Consider the following 22,598-nt stretch of genomic DNA (forward strand, 5'->3'; position numbering starts at 1 on the left):
CTGAGATTCAAGCGAGGAGGAAATCCCAATGTCCCTGACAATACACGGTTATTCCACTACACCAGATCATGCGTGGAAAGCGATCTCTTATACCTCTACCAATGAAAACGCTAACTTAAAGCTCACAGGTGAACAGCATCAGCTTGTCGAAGGATTTGGCGGTTGCTTTAACGAGCTTGGTTATATTGCCCTGTCCCACTTGAATGAGGAGCAGCGTCATGACGTATTTCATTCCCTCTTCCACCCGGAAGGTGAACATAAATTCAACATCTGTCGCCTGCCTATTGGCGCGAGTGATTATGCAGAGCAATGGTACAGTCACAATGAGGTGGACGGCGATGTGGCCATGGAACATTTTTCGATCGAACGTGATTTTAAATATCTGATTCCATACATCAAAGAGGCCCTGACCTATAATCCGAATCTGCAATTCTTCGCCTCCCCGTGGAGCCCGCCTACCTGGATGAAGTCACCAAAAGCCTATAACTATGGAACGCTGCGCTGGGAGAAGGAGATCCTGGAAGCTTATGCGCTGTATTTCGTCAAATTCGTACAAGCTTACCAGGACGCTGGCATTACCATCCATCAGGTCCATGTACAGAACGAAGTCATCGCGGATCAGAAATTCCCTTCCTGCATGTGGACCGGGGAGCAGCTGCGCGAGTTTATCGCCGACTACCTGGGCCCTGCTTTTGACCAGCATGGTCTGGATACGGAAATCTGGCTGGGAACGATCAACGCACCTGATCCATGGGAAGAATTGATCAAGAAGAAAACAAATGATTTTGACGAATATGCCGGACTGGTGCTTAGTGATCCCAAAGCGTACGCCTATATCAAGGGAGTTGGTTATCAGTGGGCAGGCAAAAATGCCATCCAACGTACAGCCGCGAGCTACCCGGAGCTTCGTTACATGCAGACCGAGAATGAGTGCGGTGACGGCAACAACTCGTGGAACTACGCCAAGTATGTATTTAACCTGTACCAGCACTATTTCAGCAATGGAGTGAATGCGTACATTTACTGGAATATGGTTCTGGAGCCGAAAGGCCGCAGCACATGGGGGTGGGAGCAAAACTCCATGATTACGGTAGACCCGGATGCCAAAGGAATCATTCGGAATCCCGAGTATTATGTGATGAAGCATTTTGCTCATGATGTCGTGCCTGGTGCGCGAAGAGTAGGACTGTCTGGAGCCTGGAGCGGCAAAGCCGTGGCTTTCCGCAACCCGGACAATAGCCTCGTCATTGTCATCAACAATCCGTTCAAGGACAGCCGTGACCTGCATTTGGCATATGAAGGGCAGACACTCCGGTTCGAGCTGGAGGCTGATTCCTTCAACAGTATGGTCATTTCTCAATCGTAGACAGGACATGATGAGTAAGAAATAGCGCTCTGCTCCGCTGCTTGATCTGCGGAACAGAGCGCTATTTTTTGGATACAAGTGATAACAGATGAGCGTGATTATAACAGCTTACGGATTGTTCGCAAGGTAGTTTCTCAACCATTGGAGCGCTGGACGCTCTGTACCGTTGCTGTTCACCAAGTGAGAACCGGATACCCAGGTTTGATTCTGGTTATAGCCCCACAGTGTTACACCTTTAACAGCGGAATGCTGCCATAGTACAGGAAATTTCTGTTGATAACGTTGTAATTGGGTATTGTCATCGCCCGTCATGTCCAGTTCGGATACATAAATCGGCAGACCGGTCGCAGCCAGCTTGTTCAATACCGTGTTCATTGTGCTTACGGAAACGTTATCCATGTTAAAGTAATGGGCCTGAATACCAATGCCATCGACAAGACCTCTGCTTTTCAGGATATTGATAATCTGTATATATTGATCCGCTTTAGCCGGATCACCGATGATGCCGTATTCGTTGATCAGCAATTTGGCGTTTGGAAAGGCTTGTCTCGCTTGTTGGAAAGACCAGATGACCCAGTCCCAGCCGGTTGCTCCATCTCCACCGATCGCATTGCGGTATGAAGGCTTGGCATGCAGCGGTTCATTGACCACATCAACGAATGCTGCTTTGGGGTAACGTTGGCCTGCCGCCTGAATCCACTGTGTGACTTCAGCTTTCTGATCAGCAGCCGAAAGACTATTTATCCATCCAGGCTGCTGATTTCCCCACACCAAAGTATGGAACTTGAAAGGAAATCCATTATTGACGGCATGATTGTATGCCATGTCTGCCTGAGACCAGTTCATGACGTTGCGTGTACCCTCAACCGCATCCCATTTGGTTGAATTCTCGGGAGTCACCTGATTCCAGTAGGGATTGAAATTGGAAGGTACACTGCTTGCGATGATATTCCCTAGAAATTTGCTGCCTTTTGCAAGACCGGCACTCACACTACCAACGGCTACTGATGCAGCAAGTACACCCACTAAAGCGAGCGAACTCACCGTTTTGAACCATTTGGACTTGGACTTAAACATGATCTTCCTCCTTTAAATGTATAGTACGCAATGCGAAGTAAGCGCTTGCAATTTCATTCTACTGGATAAATTTGTAATTATCCATGTAGAAAGTATAGCTTGTCCCTCAAAAAGTATAGATGTTGGGCACTAACATGATGGCTTAACCACTAAGTTAAACCTATTATATTTACAAATCTATAAATATAGATATAATATAATCCTGAGAACTTATTATATCGGCCATATATTTTTATACAGGTAAGGAGGTTTCTTTAGTTCGTTATATCTACTTTTCTATATATGTAAATAAATTTGGAGGTCAACACTTTATATGAAATCAACATCACAACAGGTTAATCCATTACTCACTCTCATTCTGGCACTAGGTGTATTCGCCATCATCACTACAGAAATCGGTATTATTGGCGTGCTTCCTCTGATCACCCAGAAATTCAATATCACCGCTGCACAAGCTGGATGGCTGGTAAGTATTTTCGCTTTAGTCGTTGCCGTGTCTGGCCCTTTCCTGACTTTGCTTGTATCTGGTATCAATCGTAAAACCATTTTGTTAACTGCTGTGCTATTGTTCGCCATTTCGAATGTAGTCTACGCCTACACAACCCGATTCGACATGATGTTGATCTTTCGGATTATCCCGGCCATTTTCCATCCGGTCTTCTTCTCTGTTGCTCTCGTCACGGGTGCCAAACTGGTCCCGCCGGAAAAGAGCAGTCAGGCGGTTGCTAAAGTGTTTACCGGGGTCACTGCCGGCTTTGCATTTGGCGTACCCCTAACTTCCTACCTTGCGGAAAACTTCTCGCTGGAGGCTGCGTTTTGGTTCGGAGCGGTTGTCAGTATCATTGCTTTCGTCGGGATATGGGTTTGGCTGCCCTCGATGCCTGTGCAAGAGAAGATGTCTTATGGGAAACAGATTGGCATTCTGCGTAAACCTGCGCTGTGGCTAAATATTGCTACTGTCATTTTTATTTTTGCAGCAATGTTCTCCGTATACAGTTATTTCGCCGAATATCTTGGGCAAGTCACACGTATGGGCGGTTCATGGATTAGTGTGATGCTCTTGGCCTTTGGTGTTATTATGATCGCCGGAAATTTGGTATTCGGACAGCTTCTGCATCGGAATATTCCGAGGACCGTTCTCCTCTTTCCGATACTATACATGGCGGCTTATATACTCGTTTTCTATGCAGGCTCCTATTTCATTCCGATGATTATCATGGTGTTCGTCTGGGGTGCAATTCACTCTGGCGGTCTGATTGTCAGCCAAACTTGGCTTACGACGGAGTCTCAGGAAGCACCTGAATTCGGAAATAGTCTCTTTGTCTCTTTCTCTAATCTGGGGATTACTCTCGGCACCTCCATTGGCGGGTGGTTCATTGCCCAACTTGGAATTCATCAGGTCATCTGGAGCGGAATAATCTTTGGTCTGCTTGCTTGGGTAACCATCGTTGTCAAAATAAAATTCTTCACCTCTCGTAGTCGTAGTTCAATAGAGACGGTTTAAGAGTAAGGGCCCCGTTATTCTGGAGCAAAGTGCTCTCTCTTCCATAACGAGAAAATCCCTCCTTCATCAGTAACATTCTCATACTGAATTGCCAAGCTTCATATACAATTAATTATGATTTGGATGTTGTTGAGGAAGAAGCTTAACATATAAAAATACGTACAGAGACCACTCTGATCATTTTCCAGTCAATTCCTATGGAATGATCCAAAGCGGTCTCTTTTATTTGTCATTTTGTGGTTTACATTTACCAAATGTTTATCTAGTATTAACTCCAATGACACATATCTTTACATAACACTAGATAACAAGGGAGATTACAACATGCGCAAATTTTCGCCGAAACGTTATGCCGGATGGCCCTTATCCTTCCTCTTATGTGCCTCCATCCTCTTCGCACCTTTTGCCTCCACTCCGGCTCAGGCTGCTGAAGCAGACAAGGAAACCAAGATTACGTTGCTGGGGACATCGGACATTCATGGCCGATTTATGCCGTGGGACTACGCTCTGGACGGTCCGAATCCGACAGGCAGCATGACACAGCTCTACACCATCGTGAAAAAAGTACGTGCAGAGAATCCGAATACGATTCTGCTGGATGCAGGCGACATGATTCAGGACAACTCGGCTGAACTGTTCAACGATCAACCTCAATCTCCCATGATGGTCGCAATGAACGAAATGAAATATGACGCTTGGGTTATGGGAAATCATGAATTTAACTTTGGATTGGACGTATTAGAGAAGATTTCCTCACAGTTCAAGGGACAACCCTTGGTAGGTAATATTTTCAAAGAAAACGGCGACCGCTACATGCCTGCTTATACGATTATTGAGAAAGACGGTATCAAGGTTGGTGTCATCGGAATGAACACACCTATGATTACCGAGTTCGAGAAAGGTACAGACCACCTGGACGGCATCATTGTCAAAGACCCGGTGGAAGAGACCAAGAAGGCCATCGCTGAGCTGAAAGGCAAAGTGGACGTCATGGTTGGACTTATGCATATGGGACTGGATAACGAGAACGGGAACCCGGGCACCGGGGTTACGGATATCGCCAATGCCAACCCGGAGCTGGCTGCTATTTTTGCCGGACACATGCATACGCTGATTGAATCTCAAACGGTTAACGGCGTATTGATCTCCGAGCCGAACAAATATGGTTCACACATTTCACGGATTGACCTCACGTTTGCCAAAGAAGGCGACAAGGTTGTACTGAAAAGCAAGGAAGCTCAAGCACTCGCTGTAAAAGCAGCTGATGGCTCTTATGAAGTGTCCGATCCCGGACTGGAAGATACACTGCATCCATTTCACGAGTTCGCTCGTGCAGATGCCAACATTGAAGTAGCCGAACTAAAAGGAACCAACCTGGTACCAGCAGATGAGATCAAAGGCATTCCTGCTGTGCAGATCCAGGAGACACCACTCTCTGACTTCTTCACTGAAGTCATGCTGCATTATAGCGATGCCGACGTAGTCGCGCACCAGATCGATAACGATAAGGCCAAGCTGGATGTCGGACCGATCAAGAAAAAGGATATTGCGTTCAACTACCAATATACCTTTGGTGAAGTAACGGTATATGAAGTGACCGGACGTGATCTGAAGGATTACATGGAATGGTCTGCGGGTTATTTTAACTCCACACGCCCTGGCGATGTGACGATCAGTTTTGATCCGAAACGACGTGCCTCCAAATACAGCACCGACGATTTCTTCGGCGGAGTGACGTATGAGATTGACCTGACCAAGCCTTACGGCAGTCGGATTACGAACCTCAAATACAGCAATGGCAAAGTGGTTAAAGAAGACGATACACTCAAGCTCGGCATGAATGCCTACCGGATGGAAGCCCTGATTGCCAAAGGTGGAGCGCTGGAAGGACGTAAGTTCAAGCAGTTGTGGTCCTCCAAGGATGCTTCGGCATTTGGCGAGATTCAAGGTACGATCCGTAATCTGTCCATTGCTTATCTCAAAGACGTGATGAAAGGCGTTTATGAACCGAAAATCCAGTACAACTGGAAAATCACCGGTGTCGATCTGACAGCACCTGCACGTGCAGATATCGTAGAGCTGATTAATGATGGTATCCTGTCTGTTCCGACAACGGAAGATGGCAAGTATACCAATATTGCTTCCATTAACATTTTGGATACGGTGACTGAAGAAGAAATGACTGCACTTGCCGCCAAAGCGAACGTAAGTGTCGCGAAATTCTCTGGCGTGAAAACCAAAGGTGAGTTCTATCAAGAGCTGAATAAAGCTCGCAAGGCGTCCACTGGCAGTGGTGAGGAAGAGACTTCACCTGAGAAGCCGACGACACCAACGGTACCGAAACCAATACCTGACACATCGAAACCCGGCAAACCATCGACATCACCAAGTACAGATAAACCAGCTACAGTCGTTAAAGGTAAACAAGCCAAGGTTACTGCGGCCTACCTAAATGTTCGCTCCAGCGCTTCATCCAAAGCCAAAGTAGTTACTGCCGTACCGAAAGGCACCGTCCTTGAAGTAATCAGTACAGATAAGTATGGCTGGGTCAAAGTGAAACTAGATGGACGCGCAGCTTATGTCTACGGAAAATATGTAAGTATGCTGAAATAGATTGCCAGTTGACGACTCTAAGTAATTAATCTATTCATAAGAAAGACCTCCTCCACAGTGCATGTGGAAGAGGTCTTTTTTTTATTTTAGAGCCAAACGTTACGTGTTCACCTACTCCTGCGCCAAGCTTCGAACCTTTTTCACAAACTGATCCAGCTTGATTCCATTTGTTTGTTTGGTGAATTCAAGCGCCTCGTTGGAGAACCCCTCGTAGGCAGAAAGGACATAATCCCCATCTACGACATAGTACGTGCCATAACGAGAGAAGGAATAACCTCCACGTTGCTCGGACTCTACCCCCTTTTTGACCGCTGTAACTAGTCTCTGACCAGGCATAAGTTTAGGCTCAAGCGCCGCAAACGCTGCGTTATAGAACAGAAATGTTTCCTTGGCTACATCTGCTCCTGTAATCACTTCGTGCACCTTTACTTTGTAAGAGACGAACTCAGCTTCGTAGGGAGTCATTCCCGTAGTCTCCTGCTTTTCTGTCATTGTTCGTTCAGGTGTATCCGGTTCAGTGGTTATCAACATACTGAAATTCGGCAGCACGCTCACAACCTCTGCCACAACAACTGCATCTGCGAAGTCCATAATCTCTCTATAGGTCACTTTTTTCATCCATGGAGTAACGAGAGACTGTGGCGAGAATGGGTACTCCTCCCTCAGTTCCTGTAACCGATCTTGGGAGAGAACATCTAAAACATCTGATTGATCATCATCTGAGTTAGAAAAAGGGGCCGAGCAGCCCAATAGACCGACTGTAAACGTGATTGCAAACAACCAACACACTACACGAAATTGTGTCATGCACCCTTCTCCTTTGCTCATTCACGTTCAATTTTGTCATTTCAGGATCTCCCCTTTTCCTCAATAAATTAAAAAACACAGACATCCATGCCTGTGCAGTTCATTGCGGATATGGGGTGTACCTGAATGCTCGCCAAAAAATAGTAGTACACTAAAGAACCACTCTAAAAGAGCGTTTCTTTAATGACTAGCGGCATACGTGTAAATAGGCAAACCTATCCCGATGAGCTGCACACAGGCAGAAATACAGCAAGCGCAAACAAACGTTTCGCCATACTATCTCCATCGGATAAAATTTGCCACACGTATCCCTCCGTTCCGTAAGTTACCCATATGTTAACATATTCCATTTTCCAGTTCCAGCTTCAATGTAGATTTATACTTTTTTCCAGCGATGTGCAGGAACTTTAGTGGCTCAGCAACCGTCTTACGTATAGATACATCACAAAAAGAATGAGGTGAGCAACGAATGTCCATTGTACGAAGCTTATCCCTATTACCGCTCGTTTTGCTTCTGTTAACGCTAGGATGCGCTTCAGAATCAGCAGAAAAGGAGGAAGGGACAGCTCCTGTTAGCGGGGTGATCACGGATTTTGTTGAAGAAAAGGGACAGGTCCTCATCGATAATGAAGAAGATAACGGTAATAAATCAGGATCCGTCTTGATTTCTCTTCATACAAATGCCGAACTTATCATTAATGGTGAAACCGTCACTGCCCCTTTGGATGCAACATTGGTTGGACGCAGGGCTGAAGTGTGGACAGGTCCGTCTATCGCCAAATCTTCTCCCCCGCAGACCACAGCCTTGAAGATGGTTATTCATTAAAAAAGGTATTGAGTCCGATACATTTCGTTTCACGTGAAACGACTTGATACACCTTCACCCTTAGGAATTTATGCAATTCCCATAAGTACAGCCGCATAATTTTTCTCAGAAAATGAAGTTTGGCAGCATTAAACTAGATGCTCATAGCAATTACTCCGTTAGCGCACCTATATATAGAGTATAATGAAGAGGTATACGATAAATGTACGGTGCAATGCTTATATGTAAGCATAGCGCAAAATGCGATTCCAAACGCCCCTGTATTCAAAACTAACGTAAAAGAGGTTAACGATGAGTAAGCAACAATTTAAAGATTATGGACTTGGCGAAGAAATCGTAAAAGCGCTGGATAGCCTGGGCTATGAAACCCCAACGGAGGTTCAAACCAAAGTTATTCCAGTCGCCCTTGAAAATAAAGATCTTGTGGTCAAATCCCAAACAGGCAGCGGGAAAACAGCCGCTTACGGCATTCCAGTCTGTGAGCTGGTAGATTGGAACGAAAATAAACCCCAGGCTTTGATTCTCACGCCAACCCGCGAGCTGGCTTTGCAAGTGAACGAAGACATTACCAATATCGGACGCTTTAAGCGTATTAAAGCAACCGCACTATACGGTCAGTCTCCTTTTCATGTTCAAAAAGCCGAGTTAAAACAAAGAACACATGTCGCTGTAGGCACACCTGGACGGGTACTGGACCATATCGAACGTGGCACCCTGCCGCTGGATCGGATCTCATACCTTGTCATTGACGAGGCCGATGAGATGCTGAACATGGGCTTCATCGAGACGGTGCAATCCATTATTCAAGCACTGCCTAGTGAGCGAGTGACGATGTTATTTTCCGCGACGTTCCCTGAAGATGTAGCCAAGCTGTCACGCAAATACATGAACAATCCGGTCGAGATTGAGATCAAGGCAAGTGGTCTTACCACAGCCACGATTGAACATGCCGTGATTCACGTGCCAGAGGTGAACAAAACGGCGCTGCTTCAGGACTTGTTTATTGTTGAAAATCCAGATAGCTGTATCGTGTTCTGTCGTACGCAGGAGAACGTGGATAAACTGTTCCGGGTCATGGCTGATCTCGATTATCCAGCGGATCGCATCCACGGAGGCATGGAACAAGATGAGCGCATCGAAGTCATGAATGCATTCAGAAGAGGACAATTCCGTTATCTGATTGCAACGGATGTAGCCGCGCGCGGGATTGATATCACGAATATTACCCATGTCATTAACTACGATATTCCTTTGGAAAAAGAGGGATACGTACACCGTACAGGCCGTACGGGTCGCGCAGGTAAAACAGGTAAAGCCTTTACTTTGGTTACCCCGAAGGATGGCAGACGTCTGGCCGAGATCGAATCGTATATCGGATTTGAGATCCCTGTCGTTAAAGCTCCTTCCGAGGAAGCTGTTGACCGTCGTCGGGAAGAGTTCGAGAAGCGATTGAAGATCGTGCCTGAACGCAAAAAGGACAAGCGTGAACAGTTGAACCAACAGATCATGAAGCTGAACTTCAACGGAGGCAAGAAAAAGAAACTTCGTGCGGTAGACTTCGTGGGCACCATCGCCAAGATTGAAGGCGTCACTGCAGACGACATCGGGATTATTACCATTCTGGATAATGTAACCGATGTGGAAATTCTGAACGGCAAAGGACCACTCGTGCTTGAGGTAATGCAGAATACAACGATCAAGAAAATGCAGCTCAAGGTTCGCAAAGGTCATAAATAGATTTTGAACCCGTTAAAATAGAGTGTTATTCAATAAGGGATAGTGGCTTATTTATAAGTCGACTATCCTCTTTTTTATATATTGAAATGAGATAAAATTACTCGCTATCCCCGCTATATTCGGGATAAAGTTCCATTTGTTCATCAGGGTACACATTGTTCACTTGTACAAGATTCCATTTTAATTACACTAAATATGTAAACGCTTCACAAAGGACCGATATTAGGAGGTGTGTGTAATGGGCAACAGGAAAGCAGTCTGGTTTCTGGTCTTCGCGCTCACGCTAACCATGTTTGGCCTTCATCCCGAGCGGACCAGCGCGGCAAGCGTGACGATCACCAACGGTTCCGATTGGCTGGATACCGCAGGCAATCCCATTCAGGCCAATAGCGGAAACATTCTGAAAGTCGGCAGCACGTATTACTGGTATGGCGAGCATGCGGTCAGCGGCAAGTTTGACAGCGTTAATGTCTATACTTCAACCGATCTGAAGAACTGGACGTTCAGCAATGCCATCCTGACCAAGGATTCAGCCACCGAGCTGGCCTCCAGCAAAATCGAACGTCCCAAAGTCATCTACAACGCCGCCACAAAGCAGTATGTGCTATGGGCACATTACGAGAACGGTACAGATTACAATCTGGGACGGGTCGCGGTAGCAACGAGTAGCACACCAAACGGTAAATTCACGTATGAGGGAAGTTTTCGGCCTTTGGATTACGAGTCACGAGACATGACTGTTTTTATAGATACAGACGGTACAGGTTATCTGATCACAGCATCCCGCAAGAATGGCGGGGCTAATGATACCATGGCTATTTTCAAAATGAACGCCAGCTATACCGGTGTGGAATCCTTTGTGGGTTGGCAATTCGAGAACGCCTATCGTGAAGCTCCTGCCGTTGTGAAAAAGGGCAATCGTTACTACCTCTTCACCTCCCAGGCTGCTGGCTGGTATCCAAACCAGGGCGCGTATGCAACCACATCGTCTATGACAGGCCCATGGTCCGCTCTTACACCTTATGGCAATCCATCGGCCTTCGGCTCCCAGATCCATGATATTGCCACCATTACAGGCAGCAGCACCACATCTTATATTTATATGGGCGACCGCTGGAATCCACTCAATCTTGGTGAACATAAACATATCTGGCTTCCTTTAACCTTAGATGATTCAAACGGAACCGCCTCACTGGAATGGTACAAAGAGTGGAATATCGATGCTGTAACAGGCACGGTAACGCCACCTTCTCTTGTTAATCACGCCCAAGGCAAAACAGCTACCGCCATCTCCATAGCCTCCGGCTCATCTGCATCCAATGTTAATGACAGCAACTATCAGACTTCTTGGGCAGCATCGTCCAATACTTGGCCAGCCTGGTGGCAGGTCGATTTCGGCGCACCGAAGACCATCACGGAGATCGATATCTCCTGGTTTATGTATAAAGGCTCAGAGGGCTATTATAAATACAAAATTGAGATCAGCAATGATGGCGTTAATTACTCCACGCTAGATCGAACCAGCAACACCACCTATGGGTTTACGACTGACGCTGTTCATTTTACCGCCCGTTATGTACGGATCAATATGGTCAACGCTGTCCTGTGGAACAATCCAGGCAACTGGTATACCCCAACCCTGCATGAGGTCAAAATGTTAGGCCCTGCAACTTCTGATGCGACAAACTAACAGCCGTTTCAGCTCCTTCAATTATCCGGATCGGTACATCCGTCATTCCAACTTCACTGCACGGATCGACGCCAACGTCTCACCTGTACTGGATTCCCATTTCCGCGTTGTGCCCGGCTTGGGCAGCTCTACAGGCACCTCCCTGGAGTCCATCAACTTCCCTGGCTACTTCCTGAAGCACAATGCCAGCAACAAAATCGTACTTGAAGCGTACACGGATACCGCCACCTACAAAGGAGATGCCACCTTCCTGAGCAGCCCCGGCTGGGCTGACAGCTCCAAAGTATCCCTCCAGTCGTACAGCCAACCCGGATACTACATCCGGCATTACGACTATGTATTGCAGCTGGATGCCATTAATGCCTCCAGCAGCGCAACAGTGAAGGGTGACGCCACGTTTGGGCGAAGCGATTTTTAGTTTAGCACTCGGAGATGAGAATAAGCATCTACTTCTCGAAAAAGAGGCTGCTTCTTCAGAACTCACAACTGAAGATGTAGCCTCTTTTGTCTACTATTCGTCATTGTTATCGGCTGCAGCTGAATACATAAGCAGGCGGCAGGTTACGGTAGACCCTTGTCATGCTTACGTTTTCGAAAAATTGCTTGAGTAATCCTCGTTTAAGTAACGTGTACTGAAAAGTAATGAACTTGCCATCTTGTTTCAAATATTGCCTTGATTTAGCTAAAATGTCCAGTGAAACCTCCGTAGGCAGACTCGCAAAAGGCAGTCCGGATACAATGTAATCAACCTTGTTCAGTCCGTATTGTCGTATGTGCTGATCGACATGCACGGCAGAATTATGAATGATGTGTACATTCGGAAGATGACCGTACTTTTTGCGCAGCAACTGGCAGAAACGGGCGTTGTTTTCAATCAGGATCAGGAGCGTCCCTGACTGTATGTTCGCAAGCATCATTTCCGTAAACACCCCCGTGCCCGGCCCATATTCCACAATGCAGGATGCACGGTCAAATGCGATGTCTTTCACCATTTTCGCTGCTAAATATTTTGAGCTGGGGGCAATCGCCCCAATCCATCGTGGACCCTGGATGTACTGATTAAAAAAAGATAACCATTCCATGCTGTCCTACCCCCAATTTTGATTTCTGAGCTCAGTATAGAATCCACATTTGAAGAAGCAGTCGATGAAACGATGATGAAGAATAATGAAGATTGGCGACCTTGGCATGCTATATCATATTCCGATAGGACAAACCTTGCGAATGCTGCGGGTTAAATGCGTAGAAATATCCATAAACAAAAAAAGAGCCCACCGGATTACTCCTTTGGCCCTTAAACATAATAAAACTAAAGTATCTAAAATAACGATTAACGATTTGAAAATCTAAAGATCACCTTTTTACCATCATGGGTTTGGTCCAGCAGCTCCTTATAATTTCCCTGGGTATAGTTCGATACGGTTTTACGCCAAAAGTGTTGACCCACTTTATTTTTCTCTGAAGGATTCGTGAACAACTCCCATCGGCCCCGAAATCTCCGGAATACCTCTTTTGCAGCGTTCTCTGCAATCCCCATACCTCTGAATGGCTGCATCAGAAAGAATTCATGTACAAAGAAATCGGTGTCTGCCGAACAATGAGGCGCAGTAGCCACAAATACAAAACCTGCTGGTACGCCATCTACTCTAATCAAAAATGTATAGAGAACGTTCGGTTTTTCCCACCATATGTTCTGGACATCATATTGATCTTGCAACGTTTTGTAATCATCACCCATTTCAAAAATCCCGTGTTGATTCGGGGTGTGTTCTGCATCCAGCCCATAATGTCCGGATAAATCATGAAGGTATAAAGGATACATATTTTTGATGATATATGACTCGTTGTTATGCGCTATCTGCACGTCAATTTTCAAATGTAACTCCCCCCATGGCTAGTGTACTGTTTTGTTAGTAAACGTTCTGTAATCTCATTGTATTGGTCTTCTCCTGCACAATATAGGCAACAAATCATTTAATCCAAATCCTGCACAAAAAAGCCACATTCGATTTCTCGAATGCAGCTCTAAGCCTTAAATCACTTTTTGGAATATACAATTTTCTTGATACTGTCGATGGACAAACAAAATTGCTCTATGAGTTGGTCAATGGACATGCCCGCAGCGAATAGCTGGCGGATTTCATCGTTCCTTTGCTTCAAAACCATCCGGCTGCCTGAATTCTCGCCCCACTTTTGATGGGCTTCCTTCGGTTTGGGGATATATACCAATCCGCCAGGGATGTGGCGCTGGATCTCCTTTAGCAATGATTCCGGAAAGATGGTGTCTGCGTTAATATATTTCATATTTGCTCCGCTCCTTAAAAGTTAAAATCTTTAAGGCAGCAGAGTCAACCGATGAACACTTGTTATACGCATTATACGGGTGTGGCGGAAATGAATTTCAAGCTCTATACAAACAACCGCCGTTGTTCATCGCATGGACTCTGCATAGAGCGGATCGTGAAACTTCTTATGAATTGAATCATGGTAGCCCCCCATTCAGTAAATCCTATTATAAGCTGTTTTCATGGTACTCTTATATATATGTTCCATATGAGAACGCGATATCCTTTTACAACGTATTGTACTGATTCAAACTCCGTTCCAGCATCTCTCTCACTTGTTGTTGCAGCTCCAGCGGCTCAATCACCTTCACTTCAGGCCCATAGGAGAGCAGCTTCCGCGCTGTAAAAGGAAACTCCTCATGCGGAACCAGTCCTCGCCATTCATTACCTTCAACCGACTTGAACAGTACATCTGACCCTGCCAGTCTCGCCCCAAAATCCGTGAATTGCAGCACGACTTCTATGCTTTCTCTCTCTTCCTTGAAATTCAACCATTCTTGCAAACTAGGAACCGACTCGTCGATGGAATCCAGCATAACCAGCTCCTGCATGCGATCCACCCGATACAACAGCACCCGATCCTTCCTCCGGGCCGGCATATACCAATACCCATGATCGTAATAGATGCCGATGGGGAAGACCTGTACTGTTTTATGTCCCTGCCGGGAATGATATATAAATTCAATCTCTCTTTTATCTACTGCTGCGCCTAATATCTCTGTTGTTAATGCCTCGGCCTGTACAGCATGATGTTGAAGGAACGTAATGTGCTGCCTCATCCGTGTAATCAGATCCTGTACATCCTGAGGCAAAGTTGAATAATATTCCTCGGCGAGATGCTCACGAATCGATCCATACGGAAAATCCGGGACGTTCTCCAAATATTCAATCATCATAAACAACCCCAAAGCCTCATGCTGTGTGAGTTGAAGAGGTGGCAAAATTCGATTAGGAAGTACTCGGTAACCCCCGTTCACTCCAACCTCCGTATACAAAGGAAAGCCCAGCTCCTGCAGATCATTCAGATCTCGCTGGATCGTACGGATCGACACCTGAAAACGCTCCGCCAATTCACGAGCCGTAAATTTCTTTCTCGAATCCATGAGTCGCATCAATGCGAGTTTTCGATTATTCATATTCACCCCACCTAACTACGTCAACATTTGTCATAGTTGGAGTGTATCATACATTTCAGAAGGGAGCGATTGATATGTCTAACAATAAAGTCGTGTTATATATTGCGATGAGTCTGGATGGGTACATTGCAAGACCGGATGGTTCGGTGGATTGGCTGTTCGATGTGGAAGGCGATGGTGGCGATAACGGGTATGGCGAGTTCTATTCAACGATTGGATCGGTGGTCATGGGACGTCTTACGTATGAAGAGGTGCTCAAGCTGTCAGAGGATTTCCCCTATGCGGATCGCCCGACGTATGTACTTTCCCGTTCCAAACAAGCCCCTGCACCACATGTACAATTTACGGACGAGGCTGTGGAGAACCTGATTCCCCGATTGAAGCAGGACTCCAGCGGTGACATTTGGATTGTTGGCGGAGGCCAGCTGGTGCAAGCCGTTCTGGAACAGCAACTGCTCGATGAGGTTGAGATTGCCATTATTCCTAAGGTTCTTGGCAAAGGAATCCCCCTGTTTCCAACAGGGACTGTACCAACTCATTTCAAAATGATTCATACGCAGACGCTGGGACAGATCATTTCGATTCGCTATCAGGTACAAGGGGAGTAACCGTAGCATAAACATCTCCTCCGATGTACAAGGCGCACTAAATTAAGAGCCAGGCCCCTCTAATTCAAGAGAGGTCTGGCTCTTCCGATTTCAAATGTAAATTAAAATTTTAAAATTCCCTTTAGATACTCCGCTAACGCATCAGCAGTCTTTCGATGAGATAACTCACCCGGATGACTTCTGGCGCCTACCGTCTCCTCGGTCGTATTGGGAAGCTGTATCACCGAGACTTTCGTATCTCCGGACTGTCTCGTATAAGCGTCAACAGCACGATAAATCGCTGGCATCATCGGGAATCCAAGCATGCCGTATGCCCATACGAGATGCGCTTCTGGATTGTATTTTCGAAGTTGGGTCAAGAATCGGGTCACGGCATTCTCAAAAGCAGCCAGATCCTCTTCATGGTAAGTGCCGTCTTCGTTCAGGCGTTGCTTGTACACCTTTCCGGTAGCGGGGTCCTGCCACGCCGAGGTTTGAAAGGCCCCTCCATCATTGCTTCCCATATTAACGACCACTACATCCGGCTGCCAGGAGTTAAAATCATGCTTGTCCCCTGCGCCAAGTGCTGCGTTCTTATCTCCGGTCACCAATCCACAGACTTGCTCGTAATAATCAGGGATATTTGCATTCGGATTGTTATCCCAACTCGTCAGCACACCCCAGCCGCTCTGCGAGATGACGCGGTATTCTGCATTCAGCGCTTCTGCTGTCATAGTCGTATAATTATGTATGGCACTGAACCACATCGGAATCCAATCCTCTTCTGCTTTAGCCCCGATCGCGCCTTCTCCAGATGTAATACTGTCCCCGATAAATTCAATCTTGTACGGTTTCTCCTCTACAGGCACGAAGACACCATCCGATTTTAACGCATGAATCTGCAAGGAACAGCCCGGATCTCCATTCATGGCCTGTACATCTTTGACGATGCGTACATTTTTCACCACATTCTCGTTCATTCCTCGGAATACACAGATCCAATACCTACCCGCCGTTAACATCTGTCTGCTCACCGGGACACCGTTAATCAGAATGCTGATCCAAGGTTCATACAGGTCATAATCGGACTCGATCTCCACCCACAACTCAGAAGCTTTTGCATTAAGTTCAACCGCACTTCCGGTCCAAAACAAAGTTAAGGGCGGCCGTTGTCCTGTCGTTCTGCCATGTACTTTGAGATTGCTAACATCAGACAACGCGTACGATTGTAATCTCTCATTAACTCCCACGATGTGTTCCTCCCGCATGATTATTGCCCCAAAGGGGCAGTCTCATCTAACTAGATTTTGAGAAAACGATCCACATGCTGCTGGTATTTCTCGTACCAGATTTTCCATTCTGCTTCACGAGATTCCAATGTACGACCATCCAGTAATGCCTCAATGACGTTCAGGCAGACATGCCACCCCGCTAAATCTTTAGGTGTATGGCTTGTGATGTGATGGATGGTTTCGAGCAGCAGCAGACGACACCCATTCGGCTCTGGATATAACTCAAACCGAACACGGTCTTCTGCCCAGGTATATTCGAGAATAGTGCCAGGGATAAGCTCGATAATGTTGAGTTCCTTAAAGGTACCATCCGGCATATTAAACTTGATGCTTCCACCTTCTCGCAGGTCCGTTACTTCGAGTTCGGAGAACCACTTTGCAAGCTTTTCGTTATCCGTCAAAAAGGACCATACATCCTCCGCAGCGTGCTTCCAATGACGTTCAAAACAAGCTATGGTGCCATTCGGTACTGACTTCAAATCTGCAATCATAATGGTACCTCCTCCATAAGGATTAATCGATGGCTTACCGCTCTGAATGTGGAATTAATCGATATTATGTAAAGCCTGGAGTGCTTCCTCTTTGTTTTTCAAAAAGAAAACATGCTTGCCATGGTTGCACTCATAGATGAAGTCTCTGAGACTTTTGCTGTTGTATCCGTCAAAATCTCCGACTATGGCAATTTTCACCTGGTAGTTCACGTATTTCTGCAAGATATCACCTGCAAGTTTGGTCTTCAGTTCGAAGAAATCTTCGGTGAGATTGGATTTATCAATCAAGATTTTATGTGCGTCATCCGTGTATTTCACAGAGGCCATCAGATCCAGAGCGTCTTGAGTATTGTTAATAACGATGTCATCACTTTCGATGATGGCAACCTTGGAGTTGCCCTGTTGATCAATAGTTATATTCAATTTATTTCTCCTTTCTCGAGCCTTTCTCTTTATAATATCTCGCAGTTTCCTAATGAATAGCAACGACTTTTTGAGTGTATTTATTTACTTATCCATTTGAACCATTTGGTCCGCACCGTCCCCATTGACCAGATTTGCTTTCGGAATGGATACGACAAATGCGGAGCCCTTATCCCCTTGTGGAGCCGATTCCACACTGATTCGTCCTTCCAGGGACTGAACGATATCACGTACATGGGACAGGCCAATTCCGGTTGCTGCAATGCCCACTTCATTGAATTTGGTTGTATAACCGGGTTCAAAGATTACATCTCGCTTCGCCTCGGGTACACCTTTTCCCGAATCAATGACTGCAAATTGCACATCGGCTCCCTCTTCCAATACTCGAATCCGAATCGTTCCGTCGTTTTCAATAGCTTCCACGGCATTGGCGATCAGATTATTCATGACAGTCAAGAGAGGAATATAGTAAGGCGAGTCACAGTCATACTGCTGCTCGATGCGAATCTCAATCTTTCTGTTCAGCATTTCGCTATACTTCCGGTTTCCTTTGATCGCAAAGTTTAATACCTCGGAAAGACTCATATTCACTGCTTTTTCGCTATCATACAATTTCAACAGACCTGCAAGGATACGTTGGGAGTCCTTTTTGACCTCATGAATCTGTTGAGCAATGCCGAGCGTCCGCTGGCTATATTGGTTCAATTCCTGCTCTCTCAGATCCCGATAAAGATCGTAGCTGTCTACAGCAATGCCTTCAATCGTATTCATGGCTTTTTGCAGATAAAAGGCTTCGCCATACAGACCCGAATTCACGCTCAGCATCTGCTCCATTCGCTTCTCCTGCTCTGCATGCAAGAGCCGCATCTGCCTCACCGCAAAACTGTTGTAGAGCCCAATCACAAAGTAACTTCGCAGACCGCCCACCACAAGCAGATACAACCATTCCTTCATATAAAAGATATTGGTCCCACTTAACATTCCGCGAAGAAGCAGCTCAACAAAATTAGATGAGAAATCGATACATGTGATCAGCCCGCCGAGCAGAAGAGGCTGCATCTCATGAAATCGATGCCTGAACTTGCTCAGCCCATAGGCAAAGACCACGTAATACACGCCTGCCCCCAGATTGTCCCGCATACTTTCCAGAATGGACACGGTCTGTACATGATTAATGAGATCTGCCGACTGAAACAGCAAATTCGCGATGCCTGTCAAGATTCCTGTCTTCACATAAGACAGGTGCGGCATAATCATCAGCAGAAATAAAAGGATGCTGACCCCCAACCCGATTCGGAAATAATCTTCCCGGAATGGATTAATCTTGAATTGCGCACCTACCGCTGTGGCAAAGGCAATGGCCGTCATCTGCACATTCTCATTTTTGACCCAATTGCGCATCGATCTCTTCACCCACTATAGCAACGTTTAGCGCCAATACCGAAACCTGCGCTTCTAATGTTAAATATACTAACATATGTAAGAAGCATTAGAAAATAATAAAAATTAGGGAATCGACGTGCAAGCAAAACAAAAAGGCCGGAAGTCTTCACTTCTGCGGCCATTTCCTTATATCTCATCCGGAATATCAAATGACACCATTGTTCCCTCACCGGGCTCACTTACAATAGATAACCCCTGACCATACCGTTGCAGCAATCTGCGGTTCGTATTCACAATGCCTATTCCGCCTTTTCCACCTGGCGTAGCATGTAGCAGCTCTGCAACCTTCTCCGGTTCGATGCCTTTGCCATTATCTTTCACCTCAATACGGGTATAACCCTCATGGCGAGAGATCGACAGGCATACCGTCCCGCCCACATTTCGGCTTAATAGCCCATGTCTTACGGCATTTTCAATCAAAGGCTGAATCGATAGCGGCGGGAGAAGCAACGAAAGATCCGGCTCTACGTTCAATACCACCGACAAGCGATCTTCAAATCGCGTTTTCTCAATAAAAAGATAGGCTTCCACGAGTTCCAGCTCGTGTGATAATTTCACCAGTTCCCCTGTATTGAGATAGTTGAAGCTGATCCGTAAATAGGATGAAAAGGCTTCACCGAGCTTCCGCATATGCTCTGTATCAATATCACTTAAGACCATAAGCGAATTCAGCGTATTGAACAGGAAGTGGGGCTGAATCTGAGCCTGCAAATAGGCGGCCTCCATGCGCAGGCGCTCTTGGATGGACTGATTTAACATGGTCAATGCACGTATCCGATATTTCAGCTCCAACGCATCTACAGGCTTCGTGACATAATCATTTGCCCCCGATGCAAAACCGGTATATATATCCGGTGGCTGGCTTCGTGCAGTCAACAATAACACCGGAAGCTCTGACATGGAGAATTGTTCCCGCACCTTCTGGGTTAATTCATAGCCGGACATATTGGGCATCATCACATCCGTAATGAGCAGATCCCACTGGCGTGTGCCCAGCAGTTCCATCGCTTCCTGGCCTGAACGGGCCGTAGTTATGGTGTAGGGTTCATTTGAAAGAATGCTGACCAGCACATCCAGATTCACCGGATCATCATCTACAGCCAGAATGTTTGCTTTCCCCTCTTTTAACAACGGAGCCATCTCCGCTGTCGCCGAAGATTCTACGTCGCCCATACCGGGGCGACGTAGCAGAAATCCACCAGGAGCATCTTCCATTATCTCCATCGCCTGTTCCCAGATCAGGGGGAGCTGCGACTGAGCCTGACGGGTTTCATGCGCCAGCGGCAGATCGAAGCTGAATACCGAGCCCTTTCCGATTTCCGAGTGAACCGTTAGTGCCCCGCCGTGCAGTTCTACGAGCTGTTTGCAGATATTCAGTCCAAGCCCGATGCCTTGTCCATCACTTATTCCATACGACCCTTGTTCATATGGAAGGAATATCCTCATCCTAGTATCCTCATCCATGCCAATGCCCGTATCCGTCACATGGATCAGGGCATGTCCTTCACGAATTTCGGCGCTTACGGAGATCGTCCCTTCCTCCGTATGTTTGAGCGCGTTATGCAGCAGATTATACAAAATCTGCACAAGTCTTTCTTCATCAGCCAGGACCAGAGGGAATGATTCTGGAATTTCCATATGAAGGCGGACCGGTTTCCGTTCTGCCATGAATTGCAGCATAGCGATAATACCAGGTACCACTGACTGTATTGAAAGGGGGACCTGACGCAGCACAATTCGATGCTCCTTCAGCCGGACTACATCCAGCAGGTCCCCAAGCAGATGGGACATTCGTCGACCGATCGTGATGAGCAGTTCCATATCCTCCTGGCTCCGTTCATCCAACCTGCTCTTCTCTCGGGTGACCACGTTGTGAGCGATGTTAATGATTCCGTGCAGCGGAGTCCGCAGTTCATGGGATGTATTAGCCAGGAATTGATCTTTAATTTTGTCACTCTTCTGCAATTCTGTATTCAGTCTCATATTCTCTCGGACATTCCTGAAGTACTTCTTGAACCAGTAGGCTGAGAAGCCGGTAATCGCAAAAATGATATCGATTGGATAGTACACTGTCGTCACATCTCTGACAGTCTCGGCCACACTCCATAACAGGTTGGATGTAATGCCTCCTGCGGTAAGCAGCAGAAACACAATGTCCCGATCCCCCTGTTTCCTGAAGATCATTGTTCCGACGATGTATAGATACCAGATTAATGATAGAAGAAAGAATACGTTAATGACGTTGTAATGGATCATGGCAAAGGTAATATGAATGGGCACCACCACAATCACGGCCGTATAGATCAAGGTCATGACAACATGCCACTGTAGCCATGCCCTTCGTACATGAACCATCGTTAATCTCTGGAATAACAGAAGGATACATATATTTTGCAACAACAATGAGATTAATCGAATTTTAATGCCCCAGGTATAATTAATCGGAAGCCATAACATCAAAATATTATCATGACCCATCATAACTGCGGCGCCCACAGATAAAGTTAATATGGCCGCAACCAGCAAGCCGCGTTCCTGCGGATTAAATGCATAGAGAATACAGGCATATATACCGTGAAGGAGCAAAATCAGAAAGGTAACCATCTGAAACCCAATGGAGTACCACCGCGAAAAATCAATGGCTGCCTGTGAGCCGAAGCGAACAGGCTTACTAATTCCGCCCATATACGGGCTGTCGTAATTGGCTACGCGGATCAATAATTCAATAGATGTTGTTCCTTCGTGATCGTAAGTCGCTGTATATGAAGTACTTCTGGGTATATACGTACTGCTATCCGCGGATACCTCACCCATACCGCCGTCGGCGACTCCATTCATCTCAATCTCGGATGAACTTCGAATTCCTTTGAACCAGAAGGTAACAGGCGTCTGAAGCGGATCTGTCAAAATACGCAATCGATATGTTCCGTAACCGTACGAACTCTCTTGTTCCTGATTCTGTGCAGTCCCCCAGTCTCCTGGGACCTGGACACTCTTCGCACCGCCATTCCTCTTCGCAATATCTTGTTGGGTCAGCAACTCATCCGGGTAAAGTTCCCATTCCCCATTCAAGTACATGACCGGGGACTGATCCAGATCCACGCCCCTTAAGTCAAGCACTCCATTAACGACGCGATGCTCATCAATCGTATGGAAAAACGCCGACCATGCCGAGCGCATGCCAATCAATACGCCAACAATGATTAGCATGATGATCATATATCTGTAACGGTCCATACGTTTCGTTTGAAGTAATTTCAT

19 protein-coding genes are annotated in these 22,598 nt (G+C 46.3%); 8 read left to right on the forward strand and 11 right to left on the reverse strand.

What is annotated here, in order from left to right:
* The first annotated feature begins 28 nt into the window (after positions 1-28).
* Positions 29-1,366, forward strand: a complete 1,338-nt coding sequence (locus MKY42_RS31885) for a glycoside hydrolase family 30 protein (protein WP_339847563.1) — start codon at positions 29-31, stop codon at positions 1,364-1,366.
* 108 nt (positions 1,367-1,474) lie between these two features.
* Here the strand turns inward: MKY42_RS31885 and MKY42_RS31890 are convergent, their stop codons facing one another.
* Positions 1,475-2,443 carry an endo-1,4-beta-xylanase gene (locus MKY42_RS31890; protein WP_110000456.1) on the reverse strand — a complete coding sequence of 323 codons (969 nt, stop codon included), beginning with the start codon at positions 2,441-2,443 and terminating at the stop codon, positions 1,475-1,477.
* 313 nt (positions 2,444-2,756) lie between these two features.
* On the opposite strand from MKY42_RS31890, the gene MKY42_RS31895 reads away from it, so the two are divergent.
* Together MKY42_RS31895 and MKY42_RS31900 are read left to right on the forward strand one after the other, a co-directional pair.
* A complete protein-coding gene (locus tag MKY42_RS31895) occupies positions 2,757-3,947 on the forward strand; it encodes an MFS transporter (protein ID WP_090902877.1) in 1,191 nt (396 codons plus the stop codon).
* Positions 3,948-4,271: 324 nt separating this feature from the next.
* Complete coding sequence (locus MKY42_RS31900; protein ID WP_339847568.1) at positions 4,272-6,560, forward strand: 5'-nucleotidase C-terminal domain-containing protein; 2,289 nt, start codon at positions 4,272-4,274, stop codon at positions 6,558-6,560.
* A gap of 111 nt (positions 6,561-6,671) precedes the next feature.
* Here the strand turns inward: MKY42_RS31900 and MKY42_RS31905 are convergent, their stop codons facing one another.
* Entirely contained in the window at positions 6,672-7,367 is a 696-nt protein-coding gene (locus MKY42_RS31905; RefSeq protein ID WP_090902873.1) for a hypothetical protein, read from the reverse strand.
* A gap of 469 nt (positions 7,368-7,836) precedes the next feature.
* Here MKY42_RS31905 and MKY42_RS31910 point away from each other — a divergent pair, with 469 nt between their 5' ends.
* From MKY42_RS31910 to MKY42_RS31925, 4 genes are all read left to right on the forward strand, one after another.
* Positions 7,837-8,193 carry a hypothetical protein gene (locus MKY42_RS31910; protein ID WP_090902870.1) on the forward strand — a complete coding sequence of 119 codons (357 nt, stop codon included), beginning with the start codon at positions 7,837-7,839 and terminating at the stop codon, positions 8,191-8,193.
* 291 nt (positions 8,194-8,484) lie between these two features.
* Positions 8,485-9,930 carry a DEAD/DEAH box helicase gene (locus MKY42_RS31915; RefSeq protein ID WP_175381981.1) on the forward strand — a complete coding sequence of 482 codons (1,446 nt, stop codon included), beginning with the start codon at positions 8,485-8,487 and terminating at the stop codon, positions 9,928-9,930.
* Between the two features lie 289 nt (positions 9,931-10,219).
* On the forward strand, positions 10,220-11,620 hold the full coding sequence (locus MKY42_RS31920) for a family 43 glycosylhydrolase (protein ID WP_339853193.1): 1,401 nt from the start codon (positions 10,220-10,222) through the stop codon (positions 11,618-11,620).
* A complete protein-coding gene (locus tag MKY42_RS31925) occupies positions 11,607-12,038 on the forward strand; it encodes an AbfB domain-containing protein (RefSeq protein WP_339847578.1) in 432 nt (143 codons plus the stop codon). The genes MKY42_RS31920 and MKY42_RS31925 overlap by 14 nt, the downstream gene beginning before the upstream one ends.
* Positions 12,039-12,144: 106 nt before the next feature.
* On the opposite strand, the gene MKY42_RS31930 is transcribed toward MKY42_RS31925, so the two are convergent.
* The 4 genes from MKY42_RS31930 to MKY42_RS31945 form a co-directional block, all read right to left on the reverse strand.
* Positions 12,145-12,702, reverse strand: a complete 558-nt coding sequence (locus MKY42_RS31930; protein WP_090902865.1) for an rRNA adenine N-6-methyltransferase family protein — start codon at positions 12,700-12,702, stop codon at positions 12,145-12,147.
* A gap of 248 nt (positions 12,703-12,950) precedes the next feature.
* Positions 12,951-13,496, reverse strand: a complete 546-nt coding sequence (locus MKY42_RS31935; protein ID WP_090902863.1) for a GNAT family N-acetyltransferase — start codon at positions 13,494-13,496, stop codon at positions 12,951-12,953.
* Positions 13,497-13,657: 161 nt separating this feature from the next.
* Complete coding sequence (locus tag MKY42_RS31940; RefSeq protein WP_090902861.1) at positions 13,658-13,924, reverse strand: CD3324 family protein; 267 nt, start codon at positions 13,922-13,924, stop codon at positions 13,658-13,660.
* 268 nt (positions 13,925-14,192) lie between these two features.
* A complete protein-coding gene (locus MKY42_RS31945; RefSeq protein ID WP_179262387.1) occupies positions 14,193-15,101 on the reverse strand; it encodes a YafY family protein in 909 nt (302 codons plus the stop codon).
* Between the two features lie 68 nt (positions 15,102-15,169).
* Here MKY42_RS31945 and MKY42_RS31950 point away from each other — a divergent pair, with 68 nt between their 5' ends.
* On the forward strand, positions 15,170-15,709 hold the full coding sequence (locus MKY42_RS31950) for a dihydrofolate reductase family protein (protein WP_090903611.1): 540 nt from the start codon (positions 15,170-15,172) through the stop codon (positions 15,707-15,709).
* Positions 15,710-15,810: 101 nt separating this feature from the next.
* Here MKY42_RS31950 and MKY42_RS31955 read toward each other — a convergent pair whose 3' ends face one another.
* From MKY42_RS31955 to MKY42_RS31975, 5 genes are all read right to left on the reverse strand, one after another.
* Positions 15,811-16,938 (reverse strand): SGNH/GDSL hydrolase family protein, encoded by a 1,128-nt coding sequence (locus MKY42_RS31955; RefSeq protein ID WP_339847584.1) that lies wholly within the window; start codon positions 16,936-16,938, stop codon positions 15,811-15,813.
* Between the two features lie 50 nt (positions 16,939-16,988).
* A complete protein-coding gene (locus MKY42_RS31960; protein ID WP_090902855.1) occupies positions 16,989-17,471 on the reverse strand; it encodes an SRPBCC family protein in 483 nt (160 codons plus the stop codon).
* A gap of 54 nt (positions 17,472-17,525) precedes the next feature.
* Positions 17,526-17,894 carry a DUF4180 domain-containing protein gene (locus MKY42_RS31965; RefSeq protein WP_090902853.1) on the reverse strand — a complete coding sequence of 123 codons (369 nt, stop codon included), beginning with the start codon at positions 17,892-17,894 and terminating at the stop codon, positions 17,526-17,528.
* Between the two features lie 84 nt (positions 17,895-17,978).
* Complete coding sequence (locus MKY42_RS31970; protein WP_339847589.1) at positions 17,979-19,307, reverse strand: ATP-binding protein; 1,329 nt, start codon at positions 19,305-19,307, stop codon at positions 17,979-17,981.
* Positions 19,308-19,463: 156 nt separating this feature from the next.
* Positions 19,464-22,598, reverse strand: coding sequence for an ATP-binding protein (locus tag MKY42_RS31975; protein ID WP_339847592.1), 3,135 nt, complete (start codon positions 22,596-22,598; stop codon positions 19,464-19,466).

Origin of the sequence: Paenibacillus sp. FSL W7-1088, assembly GCF_037969855.1 — a bacterium.
Lineage (GTDB): Bacteria > Bacillota > Bacilli > Paenibacillales > Paenibacillaceae > Paenibacillus.